The following is a 20,658-nucleotide window of genomic DNA, read 5'->3' as shown; positions in this document are numbered from 1 at the left end:
CATGGCACGCTCAGTACGGCGACGGCTGTTGGCCGGCGCCGCGAGCCTTGCCCTTGCCACCTCACTCACCCAGTTCGGCAACACCGCTGCCGTCGCGGCCGCCCCCGACGACCGCGACCTGTCCGTCCAGGAGAACGGGGCGGCCGCCTTACGGTCCGATGTCCGGCGGCCGGCCAGCTTCCGGGTACTGGTGTTCACGAAGACGGCCGGCGAGCGGAGACCGTCCATCCGGGACGGTGTGGAGACCATCCGCGACCTGGCCCGCGACAACCGGTTCCGGGTCACGGTGACCCAGGACGCCGCCGCGTTCACCCCGGACAACCTGGCCCTGTTCCGCGCGGTGGTGTTCCTCAACACCACCGGCGACGTGCTCAACGCCGCCCAGGAGAGCGCCTTCGAGGGCTACATCCGGGCCGGCGGCGGCTATGCCGGCGTGCACGCGGCCGCGGAGACCGAGCCGGACTGGGCCTTCTACCAGGACCTGGTGGGCACCCGGGTGACCGGCGCCAGCGCGGTGAGCCGGGGCAACGTACAGGTGGCCGACCGCGCTCATCCGTCGACCGAGACGGTGCCGCGGACCGTGACGCTCACCGAGGAGTGGTACAACTTCGCGGCCAACGTGCGCGGCTCCGAGCACGTGCTGGCCACCGTCGACGAACAGTCCTTCAGCGGCGGCACGATGGGCTTCGACCACCCGATCGCCTGGTGCCAGGACCATCTCGGCGGCCGGTCCTGGTACACCGGGCTCGGTCACTCCATCGAGTCCTACCGCGCCAAGGCCGTCCAACGGCACCTGCTCGGCGGCATCGAGTGGGCCGCGGGCGTCGTCGAGGGCGACTGCGGCGCGACCGTGCTCGGCAACTACGAGAAGGCAACGCTCAACGACGAGCCGGGCGAGCCGATGACGCTCGCGGTGCTGCCCGACGGCCGGGTGCTGCACAACACCCGCGGCGGTGAGGTCCGCCGCTACGACCCGGCGACCGGCGCCAGCCCGGTGATCACCACCATCCCGGTCTACTCCCACGACGAGGACGGCCTGCAGTCGGTCGCGATCGACCACGACTTCGCGACCAACAGGTGGGTTTACATCTACTACGCCCCACCGCTGGACACGCCGGTGGACGACCCGGCCACCCCGGGCGTCAACGAAGGTAACGCACCGGCCACCAGTACCGACCCGACCGCGTGGGACGCCTTCAAGGGCTACAACCAGCTCTCCCGGGTCAAGCTGGTCGAGACGCCCACGCCACACCTGGACATGAGCACGGAACAGCAGATCATGCGGGTGAACGTGGACCGCGGCATCTGCTGCCACGTCGCGGGCGAGGTGAAGTTCGACGGCAAGGGGCACCTCTACCTGATCACCGGCGACGACACCAACGCCGGCGGGTCCGACGGATTCGCCCCGATCAACGAGTCGCCGACCCAGGGACCCGGCTTCGACGGGCAGCGTTCCGCGGCCAACACCAACGACCTGCGTGGCAAGCTGCTGCGCATCAAGGTCCGGCCCAACGGGACCTACACCGTCCCGGGCGGGAACCTCTTCCCCGAAGCGCAGGACCACGACGGCAAGACCCGGCCGGAGATCTTCCTGATGGGCCTGCGCAACCCGTTCCGGTTCGATGTGGACAGTTCCGGAATGGTATACGTCGGCGACTACTCGCCCGACTCGCGGGTGCCGAACGCGGAGCGCGGACCGGAGGGCACCGGGCGGTGGTTCGCCACCAGGAAGGCGGGCAACTACGGCTGGCCGTACTGCGTCTCACCGAGCCTGCCCTACATCGACTTCGACTTCGTCACCCGAACCTCCGGCGAGAGGTTCAACTGCGGAGCGCCGGTCAACGACTCGCCCCGCAACACCGGCCGCACCGTGCTGCCGGCGGTGCAGCAACCGCAGTTCTGGTACACGTACGAGGCGCGCACCCCGTGTGCCGGCGCGTACCTGCAGACGCCGCCCACGACGTGCGGCTTCAACTGGCCGGTGATCGGCACCGGTGGGGTGGGACCGCACGGCGGGCCGATCTACGACTACGACGCGGACTCCGACTCGGCCACGAAGTTCCCCGAGTACTACGACAACGCGGTCGTGTTCGGCGAGTTCACCCGGGACAAGATCTTCATGATGCGGACCGACGGCAAGGGCGGGCTGGTCGGCGTCGAGCAGTTCCTGCCCGGGTTCGTCTTCGACAACCCGATGGACATGGAGTTCGGCCCGGACGGCAGTCTCTACCTGCTGGAGTACGGGGACGGGTTCTTCCGCCCGAACCCGGACGCGCAGCTCGCGGTCATCCGGTACGTGAAGGGCACCCGCTCTCCGGTCGCGGTGATGGACGCGACACCGGCCTCCGGCACGGCACCGCTCGCCGTCGAGTTCTCCAGCGCCGGCTCGCACGATCCCGACCCGGGCGAGTCCATCTCCTTCGCCTGGGACTTCACCAACGACGGCACCGTCGACTCGGCCGATCCGAGCCCGACGTTCACCTACACCGCCAACGGCGTCTACACCGCCAAGCTCACGGTGACCGACTCCAGCGGGAAGACGGCCGTGCTCACCCGCACGATCACCGTCGGCAACACCGCGCCGACCGTCACGGTCACCTCGCCGGTGGCGGGCTCGTTCTTCGACTGGGGCGACACGGTTCCGTACACCGTGACCGTCACCGACCCGGAGGACGGCGCGATCGACTGCGAGCGGGTGACCGTCACGTTCGTGCTCGGGCACGACGGTCACGGGCACGGGCAGGGCTCCACCACCGGCTGCACCGGCACCCTGCCCACGCCGGCCGACGGAGGCGACCACGCGGGTGGCTACCTCTACGGCGGGATCAGCGCCTCCTACACCGACCTCGGTGGGGGCGGTCAACCGGCGCTGACCACGATCGGCCAGTCCGTCATCCAGGTGCCGCGGCAGCAGGCGGAGAACGCGCAGGCACGGCAGGGCGTGGACACGACGTCGACCTCCGACACCGGCGGTGGCCTGCACGTCACCGGCATCGACCCCGGGGACCACGTCGCGTTCGACCCGATCAACCTGGGTGGGGTGGACACCGTCACGTTCCGGTACTCCGGTGGCTCGGGCGGCACCGTGGGCACCCCGCGTGCCGGCGTGGAACTGCGGCTGGACTCCCCGACCGGGCCGCTCGTGGCCACCGCGACCCTGGCGGCCACAAGCGGTAACAACTCCTGGGCGAGCCAGAGCGTGCCGGTAGACCAGCCCGCCGGCGCACACCGGCTGTACCTGGTCTTCACCACCGTCACCGGCGGCCCCGCAACCGGCTTGATCAACCTGAACTGGGTCGAGTTCGGCCCGGTCACCGGCTGAGAGCACCCCACCCGGCCGCCCGACGCCGGCCCGCTGCACCACCAGCGAACCGGTGCCGGGCGGCCCCGTGTCACCCCACCAAGCCGCCGTGTCGTCCCGTGACGTCGCCGTGTCGCCCCCACACGTCGCCGTGTCGTCCCGTGACGTCGCCGTGTCGCCCCACACGTCGCCGCGTCGCCCCCACACGTCGCCGTGTCGCCCCGCCACGTCGCCGTGTCGCCCCCACACGTCGCCGTGTCGCCCCGCCACGTCGCCGTGTCGCCCCGCCACGTCGCCGCGTCGCCCCGCCACATCGCCGCGTCGCCCCGCCACGTCACCGGGTCGCCCCCTCACATCGCAAGTCGCCCATCACGTCGCCGCCCAGGTGGTCCCGAAGCCGGTGGTGTCCCCCGACGCGCGGCCGGTGAACAGACCCTGGCCACCACCCCGAGCCCACGGCGCCTCGGTCAGCCCACGATCGCCCGCGCGGTCCGGTCGGTCCCCGCGGGTGCGCGTACACCCGCGATCAGTACGTCACGGCGAGCGCTCTCGTCGCTTGACCCGCGGAGAGCCGGGATCCAGGTCCGACCAATGTTCCGGACCGGGTGTTGCGAGCGATTTCCGCACCGACGATCGACCACCGCGGACCGGATTTCTCGACGCTCACGCGCGGGCTGCTGGCGGCGCCCGCCGGCGCCGGGTCTGCCCGTCACGTTGCTCGCGGACTCGTTCACCACATACACCGAGCCGACGATCGGCCGGGCCGCGGTCGAGCTGCTCGAGCTCGCCGGTTACCGCGTCCGGCTCGCCGCGGGCGGCTGCTGTGGCCGGTCGAGCCTGTCCAAGGGACTGCTGGACGACGCGCGACGCAAGGCTGCCGCACTCGTGTCCTCGCTCGCGGGGGAGGACTCCCCGATCGTGGGTTGCGAGCCGTCGTGCCTGCTGACCCTGCGGGACGAGACGCTGTCGCTGCTCCCGGACGACGCCCGCGCCCGCAACGTCGCCGGACGCGTGCGGCAGGTCGAGGAGATGGTCACCGCGGCCATCGACGCCGGTGACCTCCGGCTGACCGAGGACTCCTGGGTGGCCGGCCGCCGGATCCTGTTCCACGGCCACTGTCACCAGAAGGCCGATGTCGGCACGGCCGCTACGGTGGCGCTGCTCCAACGGATCCCCGGCGCGCGGGTCGTGGAGCTGGACGCCGGCTGCTGCGGGATGGCCGGCTCGTTCGGCTTCGATGCGGAGCACTACGACCTGTCGATGACGATCGGCGAGGACCGGCTCTTCCCCGCCGTCCGGGCCGAACCGACGGAGACCGTCATCGCGGCGACCGGGGTCTCCTGCAGGCAACAGATCGCGCACGGCACCCAGCGCCGGGCACACCACCCGCTCGAGCTGGCACTGGCCGCGGTACGAAGGTGAGCCGAACGGTCAGGCAGTGGTCCTGCCCTGTGTGGACTGTGCTTGGTTGGACTGTGCCTGGTTGGACTGTGCCTGGTTGGACAGGGCGGCACGCATTCCCGCCTGGAACCTCGTGTGCGCGCCGAGCTCGGCCATCAGGGTCGCCACGCGGCGTTGGACGGTGCGGTGGGACAGGCCCAGCTGGTGGGCGATGGCCTCGTCGGTCAGGCCGGACAGCAGGAGGGTGATCAGGCGCCGCGGGTCGGCGGCGGCCGGGGCGGCCTTGCTGTGGGCGGTGGGATGCAGGGGCAGGGCGCGCCGCCACAGGCCGTCGAACAAGGTGATCATGGCGTCCAGCAACGCGGAGGGGTGTACGACGATGACCGCGTCGGGGGCGGTGGGGTCGCGTTGCAGGGGCAGCACGGCCAAGCGGGCGTCGGCGATGTAGAGGCTCACCGGCAGGTCCGGGAGAACCCTGGCCAGCTGGCCGGCCTCGATCAGGTGCTCCACGGTGGCCAGCGCGCCGGGGTGCTCGATGGCGGCGTGGTCGTAGACCGTGCGGTAGGACAGGCCGCGCCGCAACGGGTCGTGGTCGGTGCCGGCGACACCGAAGAAGTACGGCGGCTTGGCCAGGCAGTCGATGCGCTCGCGGGCGCCGTGCTGGATCTGGAGCAACCGTTGGCGGACCACGCGTTGACCGGTGACCAGCTCGACCACGCTGGTGGTCTCGGGGGCGGCGGGGCAAGCCTGGTAGGCGGCGTCCAGCACGCTCACATGATGGCGCGCACGTTCCAGGGCCTCCTCGAACTCGGCCAGCAGGCCGTCGAAGGCGACCCTCGGCGCCTGGGCGCGGAACCGGGTCGGGACGCCGGGCATGGTGCTCACCAGCGAGCGCTCCGCCAGCCGGGCCAGCACGGTGGCCAACGGCTCCGGTCGCCGCCATCGCGGGACCAGGTCGGCGTAGGTGGCCGGCGAGGTGTCCACCAAGAGCTCGTAGGCGGCCTGCTCGACCTCGCTCATGCCGATCATCGGCGCGCCACTCGGGGCACCGGTCGGGCTATCCGGCTGCATCGGTCGGACTTTCCGTGGTCAGCCAGCCGCGCAGGACCGCCTGGTAGCCGGCCTGGAAGCGGGTGGTGGCGTCGAGCTTGTCCATCATCGCGCGCACGCGGCTGCGCACGGTCCGGTCGCTGATCCCCAGCTGCGCGGCGATCTCCTGGTCGGTGAGGCCGGCGACCAGCAGGACCAGCAGGTGCCGCTCGCGCGGGGACGGCTCGTCGTCCGCGTCGGACAGCTCGGCCCGGCCCTGGCGGACGTGCAGCGGCAGCGCCTGGTCCCAGTACATCTCGAACAGCGCCGCGAGAGCGTCCAGCAGCATCGGGTTGTAGACGACCAGGCGCGACTCCATGTCCGGCGGCTGGCGCAGCGGCAGGATCGCGGCCGAGTCGTCGAACAGGGTCATCTTCAGCGGGATGTCGGCCACCCGCGCCTGCTCCCCGGCCGCGATGCCCGCCTCCAGGTCGGCCAGCCGGCCGGGGATGTCCAGCGCGGTGCGGTCGTAGAGGATCCGGAACCGCAGCCCCGCGTGGAGCTGGTCCACCTCCATGGTGTTCAGCTGGGCGGCGTCGTTGGCCGGGTACGGCGGCGCGTCGCAGGCTCGGAACTGGCGCCGGGCGCCGCGCTGCAGCTCGCCGAACCGGCGGATGATCTCCTCCCGCCCGTAGACCACCTCGACCATGGCCGGCAGGTCCCGGTCCGCCCCCGTTCGGCTGAACCGGCTCACCAGCTCCGCGACGTAGCGGCGGGCTTCGGCCAGCGCCCGGCCGCGGTCGCTCACCAGCACCTGCAGCGCCGTGTTCGGCGGGATCGCCGACCAGCGTGGCGGATCGCCGTCCTCCGTCGACACGAGGCCGAGCTCCTGCAGCCGGGCCAGCAGCGCGGCGGCGGGACCGGCACAGCCGCCCGCGGCCACCCGACCGTCCAGTTCGGCCACGGTCAGCGGGGCCGACCCGACCATCTGCTCGTAGAGGTCCTGTTCGGACTGGGACAGTCCGAGTACGCCCAGCACGGACCGATGATCGCACGCCCGGCCCGGCCGTTTCACGTCACTGTCGTGAATAGGACGCCGTGACGCCTTCCGGAATGCGCCGCGGTCGTGTCAAGGTCGATTCGCCACCATCCCTCTCCCATTTCGCCGGTTCCGGCGCGCATCGACGCGCTGCCGGCCCCTTTTGGCAACCCTGTCCCAGCCAAGGAGGAGCAGATGACCAGACGGTCCACATTGGTCCGGCCCCGGGCACGAAGAACCGTCAGATCGGCCACCTCAGCCGCGGTCGTGGCGCTGGCCCTGGTGTCGACCCAGGCGCTCACGATCGCGCCGGCGGCGGCCGCGCAGCCCGGCGGCCGGCAGGTCGCCCCGGCGCCGACCGTGGTCTCCCAGCACACCGTCACCCTGGTGACCAGCGACGTGGTCGACCTGCGGCTCATGTCCGACGGCGACGCCACGGCCACGGTGCGACCGGCCGAGCACCGGTCGAACGTCAGCTACGCCACCCGCAAGATCGGCGACTCGCTCTACGTGGTGCCCAGCGACGCGATGGCGCTGATCGCCGCCGGCAAGCTCGACGAGGAGCTGTTCAACGTCAGCGCGCTGGTCGCCGGTGGGCACGACGACGCCGGCGCCGAGAACATCCCGCTGATCGTCCAGTACGCACCGAGCCGGGCCAGGGCCGCCGCCACCGCGGTGCCGCCGGGCACCTCGGCCGGGCTGACCCTGGAGAGCATCAACGCCAAGTCCGTCCGGGAGGACAAGGGCAAGGCGAGCACGTTCTGGACCTCGCTGGCCGGCACCGGCGAAGGCACCACGGCCGCCGCGGCCGACGTCCGCAAGATCTGGCTGAACCGCAGCGTGCAGGTGACCCTGACCGACAGTGTGCCCCAGGTGGGCGCGCCGCAGGCGTGGGAGGCCGGCTACGACGGCACCGGCGTGAAGGTGGCCGTCCTGGACACCGGCATCGACACCACCCACCCCGACCTGGACGACGGCAAGGTGGTCGCCGAGGCCAACTTCTCCACCGACACCGACACCCTCGACCACTACGGGCACGGCACCCACGTCGCCTCGATCGTGGCCGGCACCGGCGAGGGCTCCCCCGCCGGACGCAAGGGCGTGGCGCCCGGCGCGAACCTGATCAACGCCAAGGTGCTCAACAGCGGCGGCTCCGGTGAGTTCGCCGGGATCATCGAAGGCCTGGAATGGGCCGCCGCGCAGGGTGCGGACGTGGCCAACATGAGCCTGGGCACCAACGCGCCCTCCGACGGCAACGACCCGCTGGTGCAGGCGGTGGACGCGATCAGCGCGTCCAGCGACATGCTGGTCGTGGTCGCGGCCGGCAACCTGGGCAACGGCGAGTCGACCATCGCGAGTCCCGGGTGGGCCGACGCGGCGCTGACCGTCGGCGCGGTCGACAAGCAGGACGCCCTGGCCGGGTTCTCCAGCCGCGGTCCGCGCCTCGGCGACTACGGCATCAAGCCCGACATCACCGCGCCCGGCGTGGACATCGTCGCCGCCAGGGCCGAAGGCACCACGCTCGGCCCGATCGTGGACGGCAACTACCAGCAGCTGTCCGGCACGTCGATGGCGACGCCGCACGTGGCGGGCGCGGCGGCGATCCTGGCGCAGCGGTTCCCGGACTACGGCGGCGAGCAGATCAAGGACACCCTGATCGCCACGTCCGAGACGCAGGCCGGGCAGACCGTCCACCAGCAGGGCGGCGGCCGGCTGGACGTGGCCCGTGGGTACACCCAGGAGGTCTACGCCAGCCCCGGCACGCTGAACCTGGGCTACTTCACCTACCCGCACACCGGCCAGGAGCCGGTCACCAAGACCGTGACCTACAGCAACGACACCGACGCCGAGCTGACCCTCGACCTGTCGCTGCGACTGTCCGGAAAGGAGAGTGGCCCGGCGCCGGAGGGCATGTTCACGGTCAGCGCGTCGAGCGTGACCGTTCCGGCCGGTGGCACCGCCGACGTCACGGTCACCGTCGACCCGAGCGCGGGGTCGCTCGACCTGTACGGCGGCTACCTGGTGGCGACCGGCGGGGATGACACTGTCGTGCACACCTCGGTCGGCGCCTACGTCGAGCCGGAGATGTACAACCTGACCGTGTCCGGCATCGCCCGCGACGGCCGGCCGGCCGCGGTGATCAGCTGGGCCGAGCTGTGGAGCCTGGCCACCGGGTCGTTCGAGGCCAAGTACTACTCGCAGACCAGCTCCACGGTGACCTTCCGGGTGCGCCCGGGTACCTACAACCTGGCCGGCTACCTCGCCACGGCGGACGCGGCGAACGTGTACGCCCTCGAGGTGGCGACGGTCGCCGAGCCGCAGCTGGAGATCTCCGGCGACACCAGCATCACGCTGGACGCCAGAACGGCGAACCGGCTCGTGCTCAACACGAAGAAGGCGACCGCGCCGGCCACGTTCACCCTGTCCTATCACCGAGATCTCGACGAGAAGAACTTCCACAGCTCGTTCACCCTCAGCCCGCCGATCAGCCGTGGCTACGCCACCCCGACCGAGACGGTGACCAAGGGCTACTTCGAGTTCTACAGCCGGTGGGACCTCGTCGCCCCGCCGTTGCTGGCCCAGGTGACCAAGCCGCAGAAGATCCCGCTCGACCCGCAGCCGATGTCCTACGCGCGGCCGGTCGACGGGGTGCACAAGCTGCCGGTGGTCTACGTCGGTCTGGGCAAGCCCGAGGACTACACCGGCCGGGACGTGCGCGGCAAGATCGCGCTGATCTCCCGCGGTGAGACCACCTTCGCCGAGAAGGTCGCCAACGCGACGGCGGCCGGTGCCTTCGCCGCGGTCGTCTTCAACAACGCGCCCGGCCTGCTGCTGGCCGGCGCCGGCCAGCCCGGCGAGGTGTCGATCCGGGCGTTCACCCTCGACCAGGATCCCGGGCTGATGCTGGTCGACCTGCTCAAGCAGGGACCGGTGACCATGCAGGTGTCGGGCACGTCGGTCAGCCCGTACTTCTACGACCTGCTGCTGCCCGAGGCCCAGCGGGTGCCGGCGTCGCTGACCTACGACATCAACCGGCGCAACACCGCGGAGATCGCCACCAGGTACCGGGCCGACACCAGCGTGGTCGGCACCGACGTGCGGCACATCTCCCGGCCGTGGCCGACGTTCTCGGTCGGGTTCGCCAGGGAGATCCCCCGGCCGCTCACCCGCACGTACTACGTGTCGGCCAACGACACCGACTGGTGGCACATCGCCTGGTCGAACTACCCGTTCGACGGCGAGTTCCACAGCGGGTACACCAGGTACCAGCCGAAGACCACGCTGTCCGAGGACTGGTTCGGCCGGGTGTCCCGGCCAGGGGCGACCGCGCTGCTCGACACCCGGGCGACCCGCACGGACGACGAGCTCGAACTGGCCATCCTGCCGTTCTCGGACGCGGGCGGGCACCACGGCTGGGCCGCGGCGGGCGACGTGCTGAGCACCAAGCTCTACAGCGGCAGCACGTTGCTGGCGCAGACGACCGCCGCCCCGATCGGCACCTTCCCGGTGCTCGCCGAACCGGCCACCTACCGGCTGGTGTTCAACGGCAAGCGGGACAACGCGTGGTCGCGGTACTCCACGGAGACCAACACCACGTGGACCTTCGCCTCGCGCCGGGGCGAGGAACACCCGGCCTTGCCGCAGGTGGGCTACGACCTGGACCTGGACACGTACAACCAGGCCCCGGAGCGGTCCACGTTCGGCTTCACCGTGAACGCCGGACACGTGCCCGGCGTGGACGGGCCGGCCATCCGGACCGTCAAGGCATGGGTGTCGTTCAACGACGGCGCCACCTGGAAGAAGGTCGACCTGACCGCGCAGGGCGCCGGGTCGTTCGGCGCGACGGTGAAGCACCCGAGGCTGGCCAGCACGAGCGGCGCGGTCTCGCTGCGGGTCGCCGCGACCGACACCGCGGGCAACTCGATCGACCAGACGATCATCCGGGCCTACGGGCTCAAGCCGGTCGAGTGACCACCGAATAGACGGTGGGCGGGTGTGCCGAGGCACACCCGCCCACCGCTTCGAACCAGTCGCGAGCCGGGACCCCGCGGCGACGTCAGTCAGGTCGTCGAACGCGCACGGCCAGCAAGGCGACACCCAGGACGAGAGCCCCGGTCGCGATCGCCGGCGGGTACCAGAGCCACGGCAACGTGGTGGCCGCCAGGTCGGGTGACGGCATGAAGCCGACCTCGCGTGCGGCGAGCGCGGGGAGGGAGCCGAGGGTCGGCGCGTGTTCGTCCAGCTGGACCAGGAGCAGCGTGACCAAGGATTCGGCGGCGACGGCGGCCGTGGCGGTACCGAGCCAGGTCGCGGCGGTTGCCCGGTGGTCGGACCACGCACGGCCGGCCAGTGTCCGGACCGCGATCGGCACGAGCAGCGCGCCGATGACGAGCGTGAGGCCGAGTCTCCCGATGGTGGCCGGACTCCGATCGAACGCGAGGATGAGCCACGCGACGGCAGGAACCGCGACGAGATCCGCGGCTGCGCGCGCACCGCGGCGCATCCGCTCGGGCAACCGACCGGTTGCCGCCGTCCAACTCACCCCGACAACCGTCACGGCCGTCGCCGCCAACACCGACACCAGAGCCGAGCCGAGCGTCGCGGCGGCCAGGTGGACCAGCTCGTCCCGACCGCGCGAGTCCACGCCCAGCCAGTGATCGCCCGATGGCGGCGCGGGTGCGTCGCTGCTGACGACGTCGTTCGGTCCCGCCTCGAACCACAAGCTGACGTAGCACACCGCCAGCGTCAGCGCGGCAAGCAACCACCCGCCCGCTCGGGCGCCGCGATCGGATCGCAGCCGGCGCCGGGGCAGGTCGGTTCGGTCCGGCTGGGGCTCGGCCGGTGGCTCCGGTGTGGACGGTCGACCGTCCCGCGCCAGCGACTCCAGACCCCACATCAGCAACGCGAGTCCGACGCCGATCATCAGCACGCCGGTGGCCACGTTGGACGCGCGTTCGTCGAACCACAGGCGCACGGTGCGGTCGAACAGCACCTGGTTGGCGCCGAACGAGCTCCGGGCCACCTCGACGACGAGCATGGCGGCGACACACGTCGGGTACAGCCGGACCAGTGGTCGGGCCACCGCGCGGAGAGCGCTGCTGGTCGGCTCACCCGGCATGGCATCGGGCAACCTGCCGACGCCGTGCCACACCGCCGGCAGCATGGCCAGGCCCACCACCACGAGCGGGAACACCATCTGGTGGGCCCAGGACCCCGCGACCCCGAACGGGGAGGACATCTGTATGTCCCACGGAGTCGGCACCTCGACCACGGTCGGCAGCACGTCCGTGCCGAGGGATGCCGCCGCCAGCGCGAGCGGCACGGTGATCCACCCGAGAAGCGACGCGATCGGTGCCACGACCGCGACCGATGACCGAGACCGCCGAGACCGACGGCCCAGGGCCAGCCCGATCACGGCGAGAGACGTCGCCAGGGCCAGCGCGCTGACCGAGGCGAGCAGTGTCTCGACCACCGCGAGCGGCACCCGAAGCGCCGTGAACATCTGATCCGCGGAGGACTGGTTCGGGCCGCGCGAGATGTTCAGCCGGACCAGTCCGCCGATCCAGGACACGTACCGCTCGAACCACGAGCGGTCGTGCTCGCCCGGATCCATCACATGCACGGCGACCGTGGTCGCGATCGTGAGCGCGACCAGCCAGGCGGCTCGCCGTCCCGGCGCGGCTACGGCGACGACCACGGCGGCGGGTTGGCGACGCAGTCACCACGACAGGCGGACACCGGGTCCACCGCGGTCACCTGCCACTCGCTGCCGTTGGTCCCAGACGATCGCAAGTAGACGCTGTGATAGCGCGGGACCGCGGCGGTCAGCCGAAGTGGACTGTCCACATCAGGCACCGTGATGGTGCGTACGTCGGTGCCGACCGCCACCTCGATATCGACGACCCATTCGCAGTAGCAGCCGTCGGCCACCCCGGTCACCTGAAGGATCATCACCTGATCCCTGTCGAGGCGAAGTTTGGCATCGGCGAAGAGCAGCCGCGTCGGCTCGCGACCGTCGTAGGCGCGTGGGTCCGCACCACCGACGGTGAACCGCGCCATGACTATCGGCTCCTCCGTCGGGCCACCGGTGGGCGCGGGCAGCACCAGAGTGCCGCCGAACGGTTTCCCGCGCTCGATGACCCGGGCCCGCATGTCGGTGATGATGAGGCCGTTGGCCCGGTTGGAACGAACGATGAACTGTGTGGTCGTCCCGACAACCGGCACCCCTCGATCCCGCACGGCCGTGGTGACCGCGGTGCCCTGTACCGGTGCCGGCCCGATGGCCGCCGGTTCGGCGAACGCCCACGACTGGCCGACCAGCGGATCCGAGCCGGCGGCAAGCCGCCCGGTCTCGATCTCCACGGAACCCAGCTGATCGGCGATGCTGTCCAGCGCGTCGTCGAAGAAGTAGTCCACGACGCGCGGCCCGACGCCCAAGCTGATCAGGACGAACACCACGAACGCCACGGCGGCCTTGCGCCATCCACGCCGCGCCGGCTTCGGCACGTCCTCGGCCACGAACCGCCCCCCAGTGACTCCATGCTTCCGGCAGAGAATATCGCGGCGTCGCGAGCCACGCGGCGTTGTGCGCGAGAATGCTCGGCGTGGGTGTGCCAAGCGGTCGGTTCCTGCGGATGGTGGACGGGCTCGCGGAGGTCGAGCGCGCGGAGGCGCGAGACTACACGTCCTTCAGCGTGCGTGGCAAGCGGTTCGGCTACTACTGGCCGCGAACCAGCACGGTCGGCCTGAAGCAGACGCTCTCCGAGCAGATGGCGCTGGTGTCCGAGCGGCCCGACGTGTTCGAGGTGCAGTTCACGGCCGGCGGCTTCGGCTGGGTCGTCGTGTACCTGTCGAAGATCGACGCCGAGGAGCTCACCGAGCTGCTCTACGAGGCGTGGCGGCTGTCGGCCCCCGAGCCTCTCGTCGAGGAACATCCGCTCCGGTAGCGCTCACCGGCCCCGCCGGAACGCGTGCAGTGACGGCAGTGCGTTCCCGGACCAGTCGAACATCGTCAGGTTGTCGTTGGGGTTGCCCTCGCCGGGTGCCCAGCCGACGCCGGGGAGCCATTCGGGTGACCAGTCAAGCCTTAAATCGTGACACTTTCATAACTGCTGGTCAGGCAGGGTGCTCGGACCTCCCCGGGTACCCATCTGACCGGTTCTCGCGGCTGAATCCCTCGGTCATGGTGGGTTAGCAGCGTGGCTAATGGCGGGGTCGGGCATGTGTGTGCCCGGCCCTGTCCTCGGCCATGGGAAGCGGGGGTGGGTCATAGGCCCACGGTTGAGCCTGCTTGGGGTAGCTCCAGTCCAGCTTCGGAGGTAGGTCCTCCTCGGCGACTAGCCGTTTCCCGAACGGTCCTTGCGGCACCATCATTGCTCGGCGTTGCCAGCTGACCGACTCCGGTAGATGGCCGGTGCTGACGTACTCTGCTCCCGCTCCGCGTATCCGGTCAGCCGGGAGGAAGGGGCGGTCGGTGTAGATCTCCCTGCCGAGTCGCACCCTGCTTGGCGAGAGGTTGTGCTCATCGACCGTCAGCAGTGTCACGGGTGCGCCATCCGCGCGTTCATCGGTGGTGAACCGAGCCCACCCGGTATCTCCGGTGATGATCAGGTCCAGCGAGACGGCAGGATGACGGCCTTCCAGGTACGGGTCCACGGCATCGAACCAGACGAACAGGATGGCGCGGCCAAGAGACGTGGTGGTGCTGACCAGGTCGGCAATGGCCTGCTGTTCCCGCCGGGTGTATCCGAAGTACCACCCGGCGCACGAGTCGTACTCAAGGTAGGCACTGACCACGAAGGGCGCGTCCGGAGAGGCCGTGACCAGGTAGGCGTGACCTGCGGTGTCGTAGTACACGAGGTGGTCTGACCTCATCGTGTCACCCATCCTTGCTGAACACGATGGGCTCTCCAGCGGCGATTTCCTTCGGCGACCACACGGTCAACTGTGCACCATCGGGCAGCACCTGCGGCACCACCTCCATGCACCCGAACTTCTCGGCGCTGCACACACCGGTCGTTCGGTTGATCACCAGCACTCCCCGGTTGATGTTGCCGCTCCGCATGGCTGCTGCCACCTCGACCTCCACGTGCGAAGCCACCGTGAGCGTTGCGTTCGGCCCGACGATGCCCAACTCGCGAAGAACGGCGGTGGCCTGGTCCTCGTCGGCGTCGTGGCTGCTGTCGAACTCGTGCACCGCGCCGTCCGGGTCAAAGAACACCCCGGGCCGTCTGCGGCTCATCGGCGATCGTAGCCAGCCGGTCAGCCGCCCATGCCGCATCATTGGCCGCCTCGTCGATGCTCTCCGGGCAGGCGTCGCCGGTCGCGGCCTCGGCTTGCGGCAACCAGGATCTGCACGCGAACCGGCCACCGCTTGGCGCGTACACGAAGTTCAAGAGCGGCCACAGCACGGCGGCCATGACCAGGATGCCGGTCGGTGAGGAGAGCGTCTTGCCGGCTGGTCTCAGCGCCAATCAAGCCCCCATGACGTGTTCGTTCACAGATCCGACTCGGGTGGTGCGAGTATCTTGTTCAGCCGCAACAGCGCGGCCTGTCCATCGGCGCTGATCTCAGTGAGGCCACTAGTTTGTGCCGTGCGGATGGTGCGCTGGATTTGGTGCGGTAGGCGGTGTGATTCGGCGGCGGTCAGTGCTGTCCGTAGGGCTTCGCTGGCCCCGTCACGGTCGCCGGCTGCAAGGTGGACCTGTCCGGCCGTGACCCGCTCGATGATGTGCCACTGCGGGGCGGCTGGTGTTGCGTCCGCGTGGCTGGTTCGCATGACCTGGACCGCTTCGGCGGCGCGGTCGGTCGAGACGAGTCCGCGCAACTGGATCTCGCGGAAAGTGAAGGGGTTGAACAGCATCCCTCGCGCGGGTCCGTTGTCGAGCAGGTCACGGAAGCCCTCGATCGCGTTGTCGAACAGGTCTGGTTCGCCGTGCTCGCCGGCAGCGCGAGCGAGGAACGCAAGCGCGGTTCCCTGTCCTTCGCGGTCACTGGACAGGTCAACCGCGCGGTTGAGACGTTGGATGGCCGCTGGGACACGGTTCGCCTTGCGGAGTTCGTTGCCATGCATCCGTAGCGTGTGCGCCAGGAAGAACGGATCTTCGAGGCGTTCAGCGATGATCAACGCCCTGCCGGTCCAGCGAGCGGCGACGGCCAAGCGTTCCTCCGGAAGCACGGTGCCCAGCGACACCCCGAGTGCCACCCGTGCTTGTCCCAGCAAGACAAGGGTTTCTCGCTCGATGTGTCCTTCTGTGGCACGTGCTTCCAGCCGGGCGATGAGCGGCCACAGCTCGTTCACAGCATCTACCGCACGGCCGGCCTGCCGGGCGATCTCGGCCAAGCGGATCGTTGAGTCTCCGAACTGGACCATGGCGGCAAAATCCGCGTCACCTCCGTCGGTCACGCCGAACACGTGCGTGGGGAGGCCCAGTGTGCGCGCGATGTGCCGGCGGGTGCCGACGTCGTTGATCGAGCGGCGACCCGTTTCGATCATGGAGACGTACGTCTTGTCGTAACCCAGAAGATCCGCGAGTTGCTGCTGATTGAATCGGGTGTAGTTCGGCTGGAGTGAGGCGGTCGGGCCTGTGAGCTGTGGGTTTCCCTGCCCTGTTCATGATGGTGGGCTCCTTCCCGCTACGTTCTTGAGTGCTTAAGCCAAGTACGTGGTCGAAGAAGGAGCCCGGTGTCAGCATACGGTGCGCAGGACAGGTCAGGGGCGTTCACCCGGTCCTTCGAGGTGTTCGCCTCAATAGTGACCGAGTTGGGGGCCGACCAGAGCGAGGCCTGGACCCATGGGGCGCTGGAGGATCACCTCAGTGAGCGATCCCGGGAGCTGATGCGCCAGCTCTACCAAGACCGCCTGGACTCCCAGACCCTGCGCGAACAACACCGCACCGACATCGTCGGCGTCGACCAGGTAGCGCGCACCCGGGTCGAACGCGGGCATCAGCGCGCGTTGACCACGGTGTTCGGGGAGGTCACCCTCACCCGCAAAGCCTACCGTGCCCCGAAAACAGTGAACCTGTATCCGGCCGATGACGTGCTGAACCTGCCGGGCGGCAAACACTCCGACGGGCTGGCCAAGCTCGCCGTCATCGAGTCGGTCCGTGGTTCGTTCGACACCGCGATCGAGGCGATCACCCGCGGGACTGGTGTGGTACTGGGAAAACCCCAAATACTCGCCCTCACCGCGCGAGCCGCCGTCGACGTCCCCGCCTTCTACGCCGCACGCCGCCCCGGACGGAGCCCGGACACCGATGTGCTGGTCATGACCAACGATGGCAAGGGCATCCGCATGCGCCCCGATGGGCTACGCGAGATCACCCGCAAAGCTGCCGCTACCACCACGAACAAGCTCGCCACCCGGTTGTCACCCGGTGAGAAATCCGGTCGGAAACGGATGGCGGAACTCGGCGCTGTCTATGACATCACCCCCGTACCCCGCGTCGCCACCGACATCATCGCCCCACCCACCACCACGACCGCGACCAGCACGCCGCAACCCGATAACCGCAGGCGGCGGGCACGCGGTAAGTGGCTCACCGGATCGATCACCGACGACCCCGACTGTCATCGCGACCACCTTTGATGAGGCGACCCGCCGCGACCCCGACCACCGCCGTGTCTGGATCGCGTTGGTCGACGGCAACAACCAGCAAATCCAGGCCATCACGGCTGAAGCCGCCCGTCGTGGCACGGCCGTCACCATCGTCATCGACTTCATCCATGTCCTGGAGTACTTGTGGACCGCGGCATGGTCGTTCTTCGACAAGGGTGATCCCGGCGTCGAAGCGTGGGTCGCGGACCAAGCCACCAAAATCCTCAATGGACGATCCAGCGACGTCGCTGCGGGAATCCGACGGCGCGCGACCCGTTTCGGGTATTCCACCGCCGAACGCAAGGGCGCCGACGACGCCGCAACATACCTGAGCAACAAGAAGCCCTACCTGGACTACGCCACAGCACTGGAAGCCGGCTGGCCGATCGCCACCGGCATCATCGAAGGCGCCTGCCGACACCTCATCAAAGACCGTTTCGACGTCACCGGCGCCCGATGGGGCCTCGACGGAGCCCACACCATCCTCACCCTGCGAGCACTCACCATCAACGGCGACCTTGAGGAGTACTGGGCCTACCACCTACTCAAAGAACACCACCGCCGCCACGAAACCCGCTACACCCACCACCACAACGACTACACCCTCGCAGCCTGACCGACTCACTCAAAACGAACTACACCCGATTGAATCGGTTGAGGCGGCGGTAGGTCCGCAAGATCGTTGCCAGGTCACGGCTGGCCAACGCGGCGGCGGCCTCTCCGACGGACCACATCCAAACCGCTGGCCCGAGGCGGCGAGCGGGGACAGCCGGCGCTGCGAGATTGGCGCTGGCGTGACATGTGGGACAGACTCGTTCGGTCGCGAAATTGCTCAGTCCCGCTGCACATGCATCGCAACGCTTGCCGGCCATCGTCGCTACCTGGTCAATTCCGTAGCGTTGCCGCGCAGCCTCACCTCGCGTACCAAATCGCGATTGACCGCTTGTAGCCGTCCGGCATAACCAGCGACGGTACCTCGCCTTCACTGAACAAGCCGATTTCCTTGTGCTCGTGAGAAAGCACTGGCTGAGCGTTGCCAATCGGGTGACACCCGTATGTCACGATGAACACGTGCTTTTCCGCAACGTTGATGTAGTACATCCAGGTATCGAGGACTGGGCCAGTCTCGACTTTCCATTGCGTTTCTTCGAAAATCTCCCTGGCAACGCATTCTTCGGGGGTCTCGCCTACCTCGATCCGACCGCCCGGCAGTTCCCATTCCTCGCGTTCGTTGCGCAACAGGAGCACCTTGCCGTCCCGCACCACGACCCCCTTGATCGAGATCGAGAACGTTTGCGGCCTGTACGTGTCGTGATCCACCCGGCGCCCTCCTGCTCTCCGGTCTGTCCTGCTCCTTGAGCAACGTAGCGCACCCAGCAGCGACAATGTCCGTATGGCGGGTTGACAGTCTGTCACTGGACACAGCCGCTGAACTGGCCTTTTCCTTGGTCATGGATGTGATGGATCGGCTCTGGAGGTCAGACCGGCATGCCCGACTCGTGGACGTGGTACCGCGTGAACAGCCAGGACGAGGACACGGTGACTGGCCTTGTCGCGGCGCTGGCAGAGCATGGTCTCGTCCTGCTCGATACTGTAACCAGCCGAGATGACCTGCTCCGGCTAGCTCGCTCGATCGCGACGATCGTGCCTCACCGGGACAGCGACGCGGCTGGACTCACCACAATTGCCGACATTGGTGGTCAAGTTCGCAGCGGCTTCGCCGGGTTCAGCGCATGTGCGCTCAATCCACACACCGACCGGTCAGGGATCGCCAACCCGCCCGCTCTATTGATGATGTCCTGCGGGCAACCGGCCACCAGCGGCGGTGAATGTGTCGTTATCGACGGCAAAGCGGTCTATGACCACCTCGCCGAATCCAATCCCAAGGCCCTCAAGGCATTGAGTGCTCCCCGATCAGTATTGTTCGGTGGTGCCGCCGGACACCTTGGATCGGTTTTCGCGAGAATTGGTGATCGAATGGCTATTCGCCTCCGCCTGGACGATCTCGCCCAATTTTCGTCAGAAATCACACGCCGGCTTCCCGTTCTTCGCGCCGCGATAGATCGGCACGCCAATATGTTTAGACTCGATGCTGGGCAAGGCTACATTCTCGACAACTATCGTTGGCTACACGGGCGACGCGCGTTCAGTGGCCAGCGGGTGATGTACCGCGTCAACGGCAACCCTTTGTCGAACATGGGGATAACACCAGGATTTCAGCGATCCCCAATCCTCACACCGAGCAACTCAGCGTGAGTAACAAGCAACCGGGCCGGCGCGGTTCCGAGCCAAGTCCAGACCTCCCGCGCTCCCGCGTCGGTCCGGTCTCAACTTCGGTGGGTGCGCTGGTTCCCCGACCCAGCGCACCCACCGGACATCCAGCGGCATCGGTCCGTCGACCTGGCCGCGCTTGGCGAACGGATCGGATGGTGACGTGATGACCGTCCTGGACATCGTGCTGATCTCCATCGGACTTGGCTGCATTGCTGTCCTGTTGGTGATCGGCGCCATCGCATTGGTGCGGGACCGGCGCGCTGAGCGCGTCGACCGAGCACCTCTCGCCGAGATCGTTGATCAGGTCAAGCAACACATGGGGGCGGAACAGGGCGAGGAATGGACACCACGGCAAACGTGACCGAGTGGGACGCGCTGATAGCGACCGCCGGCAAGCGCGGATACCTGTGGCACATGTTCCGAATGGACTGGCACGGCCCGGAAGTGGTGGCCGGCGTCTACCAGTGGCGCGACTGCGCGGACGTGGTGGTGTTGTTCGACGACCAGCACGCGCACGCCCGAAATGAGGAGCGGGTACGCACCGCTAACCAGCCCACATCCACCGGGTTCGAGCTGGCGACCCGTAAAGAGGCGTAACGACACCGGTTTCTCGCGTATACCTTCTCGTCTCGCTCACCGCGCTCGGCCCATCCGGCAGTACCGAACCGACGCGACTTTGTCGAGGCTGCTCCCACCCTCCCCGGCGACCCCCGGATCAGGCTGCCTCCAGCTTCACCCCACCGCTACGACGGCGAGGAGATGGACGGTCTCTCACCTCCATACGTGACAACAGCGCCTCGTGGCGCAGGCCGAATCGGGTCAGAACGGTGGTGCTGGTTCGGGGTGGGTTGGTTCGGGGTGGGTGAGGGGTTCTGGTGTGTGGGGGTAGTGGAACCCGCAGGGTGAGATCCATTCCAGGATCCCTGCGCGTTTGATGACTCGCCAGCCGCCGAAGGTCTTGCCGCGGTGGTGGCTGCGGCAGGCGGGGTGCACGTTGTGTTCGTCGGTCGGCCC

18 protein-coding genes and 1 pseudogene are annotated in these 20,658 nt (G+C 68.8%); 9 read left to right on the top strand and 10 right to left on the bottom strand.

Going from position 1 to position 20,658, the window contains the following annotated elements; all coding sequences use genetic code 11:
• The first annotated feature begins 1 nt into the window (after nucleotide 1).
• Complete coding sequence (locus tag GEV28_RS20295; RefSeq protein WP_291413676.1) at nucleotides 2-3,322, top strand: ThuA domain-containing protein; 3,321 nt, start codon at nucleotides 2-4, stop codon at nucleotides 3,320-3,322.
• A 693-nt stretch (nucleotides 3,323-4,015) separates the two neighbouring features.
• On the top strand, nucleotides 4,016-4,723 hold the full coding sequence (locus tag GEV28_RS20290) for a heterodisulfide reductase-related iron-sulfur binding cluster (RefSeq protein ID WP_291413675.1): 708 nt from the start codon (nucleotides 4,016-4,018) through the stop codon (nucleotides 4,721-4,723).
• A 9-nt stretch (nucleotides 4,724-4,732) separates the two neighbouring features.
• Here the strand turns inward: GEV28_RS20290 and GEV28_RS20285 are convergent, their stop codons facing one another.
• Together GEV28_RS20285 and GEV28_RS20280 are read right to left on the bottom strand one after the other, a co-directional pair.
• Nucleotides 4,733-5,773, bottom strand: coding sequence for a LuxR family transcriptional regulator (locus GEV28_RS20285; RefSeq protein ID WP_291413674.1), 1,041 nt, complete (start codon nucleotides 5,771-5,773; stop codon nucleotides 4,733-4,735).
• The gene (locus GEV28_RS20280; protein WP_291413673.1) at nucleotides 5,760-6,770 is read right to left on the bottom strand and encodes a LuxR C-terminal-related transcriptional regulator; all 1,011 of its coding nucleotides are present in this window, start codon (nucleotides 6,768-6,770) and stop codon (nucleotides 5,760-5,762) included. The genes GEV28_RS20285 and GEV28_RS20280 overlap by 14 nt, the downstream gene beginning before the upstream one ends.
• A 195-nt stretch (nucleotides 6,771-6,965) precedes the next feature.
• On the opposite strand from GEV28_RS20280, the gene GEV28_RS20275 reads away from it, so the two are divergent.
• Nucleotides 6,966-10,742, top strand: coding sequence for a S8 family serine peptidase (locus tag GEV28_RS20275; protein ID WP_291413672.1), 3,777 nt, complete (start codon nucleotides 6,966-6,968; stop codon nucleotides 10,740-10,742).
• An 85-nt stretch (nucleotides 10,743-10,827) separates the two neighbouring features.
• On the opposite strand, the gene GEV28_RS20270 is transcribed toward GEV28_RS20275, so the two are convergent.
• A complete protein-coding gene (locus GEV28_RS20270; RefSeq protein WP_291413671.1) occupies nucleotides 10,828-12,468 on the bottom strand; it encodes a hypothetical protein in 1,641 nt (546 codons plus the stop codon).
• The gene (locus tag GEV28_RS20265) at nucleotides 12,453-13,289 is read right to left on the bottom strand and encodes a hypothetical protein (protein WP_291413670.1); all 837 of its coding nucleotides are present in this window, start codon (nucleotides 13,287-13,289) and stop codon (nucleotides 12,453-12,455) included. The genes GEV28_RS20270 and GEV28_RS20265 overlap by 16 nt, the downstream gene beginning before the upstream one ends.
• Before the next feature lie 77 nt (nucleotides 13,290-13,366).
• Between GEV28_RS20265 and GEV28_RS20260 the strand changes: the two genes are divergently transcribed.
• Nucleotides 13,367-13,717 (top strand): MmcQ/YjbR family DNA-binding protein, encoded by a 351-nt coding sequence (locus tag GEV28_RS20260; protein WP_291413669.1) that lies wholly within the window; start codon nucleotides 13,367-13,369, stop codon nucleotides 13,715-13,717.
• A gap of 256 nt (nucleotides 13,718-13,973) precedes the next feature.
• Here GEV28_RS20260 and GEV28_RS20255 read toward each other — a convergent pair whose 3' ends face one another.
• From GEV28_RS20255 to GEV28_RS20240, 4 genes are all read right to left on the bottom strand, one after another.
• Nucleotides 13,974-14,627, bottom strand: a complete 654-nt coding sequence (locus tag GEV28_RS20255) for a hypothetical protein (protein ID WP_291413668.1) — start codon at nucleotides 14,625-14,627, stop codon at nucleotides 13,974-13,976.
• A gap of 22 nt (nucleotides 14,628-14,649) precedes the next feature.
• Nucleotides 14,650-15,012: a DddA-like double-stranded DNA deaminase toxin gene (locus GEV28_RS20250; protein ID WP_291413667.1), complete on the bottom strand. Its 363-nt coding sequence runs from the start codon at nucleotides 15,010-15,012 to the stop codon at nucleotides 14,650-14,652.
• Complete coding sequence (locus GEV28_RS20245; protein WP_291413666.1) at nucleotides 14,981-15,190, bottom strand: hypothetical protein; 210 nt, start codon at nucleotides 15,188-15,190, stop codon at nucleotides 14,981-14,983. Before GEV28_RS20245 ends, GEV28_RS20250 begins: the two co-directional genes overlap by 32 nt.
• 77 nt (nucleotides 15,191-15,267) lie before the next feature.
• Nucleotides 15,268-16,266: an XRE family transcriptional regulator gene (locus GEV28_RS20240; RefSeq protein WP_291413665.1), complete on the bottom strand. Its 999-nt coding sequence runs from the start codon at nucleotides 16,264-16,266 to the stop codon at nucleotides 15,268-15,270.
• Between the two features lie 258 nt (nucleotides 16,267-16,524).
• On the opposite strand from GEV28_RS20240, the gene GEV28_RS20235 reads away from it, so the two are divergent.
• Both GEV28_RS20235 and GEV28_RS20230 read left to right on the top strand, forming a co-directional pair.
• A complete protein-coding gene (locus GEV28_RS20235; protein ID WP_291413664.1) occupies nucleotides 16,525-17,361 on the top strand; it encodes a hypothetical protein in 837 nt (278 codons plus the stop codon).
• A 46-nt stretch (nucleotides 17,362-17,407) separates the two neighbouring features.
• Nucleotides 17,408-17,986, top strand: coding sequence for a hypothetical protein (locus tag GEV28_RS20230; RefSeq protein WP_291413663.1), 579 nt, complete (start codon nucleotides 17,408-17,410; stop codon nucleotides 17,984-17,986).
• Nucleotides 17,987-18,282: 296 nt separating this feature from the next.
• Here the strand turns inward: GEV28_RS20230 and GEV28_RS20225 are convergent, their stop codons facing one another.
• Entirely contained in the window at nucleotides 18,283-18,690 is a 408-nt protein-coding gene (locus GEV28_RS20225) for an NUDIX hydrolase (RefSeq protein ID WP_291413662.1), read from the bottom strand.
• A gap of 195 nt (nucleotides 18,691-18,885) precedes the next feature.
• On the opposite strand from GEV28_RS20225, the gene GEV28_RS20220 reads away from it, so the two are divergent.
• From GEV28_RS20220 to GEV28_RS20210, 3 genes are all read left to right on the top strand, one after another.
• Nucleotides 18,886-19,626, top strand: a complete 741-nt coding sequence (locus GEV28_RS20220) for a TauD/TfdA family dioxygenase (RefSeq protein ID WP_291413661.1) — start codon at nucleotides 18,886-18,888, stop codon at nucleotides 19,624-19,626.
• Nucleotides 19,627-19,807: 181 nt separating this feature from the next.
• Complete coding sequence (locus tag GEV28_RS20215) at nucleotides 19,808-20,005, top strand: hypothetical protein (protein WP_291413660.1); 198 nt, start codon at nucleotides 19,808-19,810, stop codon at nucleotides 20,003-20,005.
• Nucleotides 20,002-20,241 carry a hypothetical protein gene (locus tag GEV28_RS20210; RefSeq protein ID WP_291413659.1) on the top strand — a complete coding sequence of 80 codons (240 nt, stop codon included), beginning with the start codon at nucleotides 20,002-20,004 and terminating at the stop codon, nucleotides 20,239-20,241. The genes GEV28_RS20215 and GEV28_RS20210 overlap by 4 nt, the downstream gene beginning before the upstream one ends.
• A 222-nt stretch (nucleotides 20,242-20,463) precedes the next feature.
• Here the strand turns inward: GEV28_RS20210 and GEV28_RS20205 are convergent.
• Nucleotides 20,464-20,658 (bottom strand): annotated as a pseudogene (locus GEV28_RS20205) (HNH endonuclease); the annotation flags it as partial.

The sequence above is a fragment of the Actinophytocola sp. genome, assembly GCF_009379765.1.
In the GTDB taxonomy this organism is placed as follows: domain Bacteria; phylum Actinomycetota; class Actinomycetes; order Mycobacteriales; family Pseudonocardiaceae; genus Actinophytocola.
This window is presented reverse-complemented; position numbering and strand designations above follow the sequence as displayed.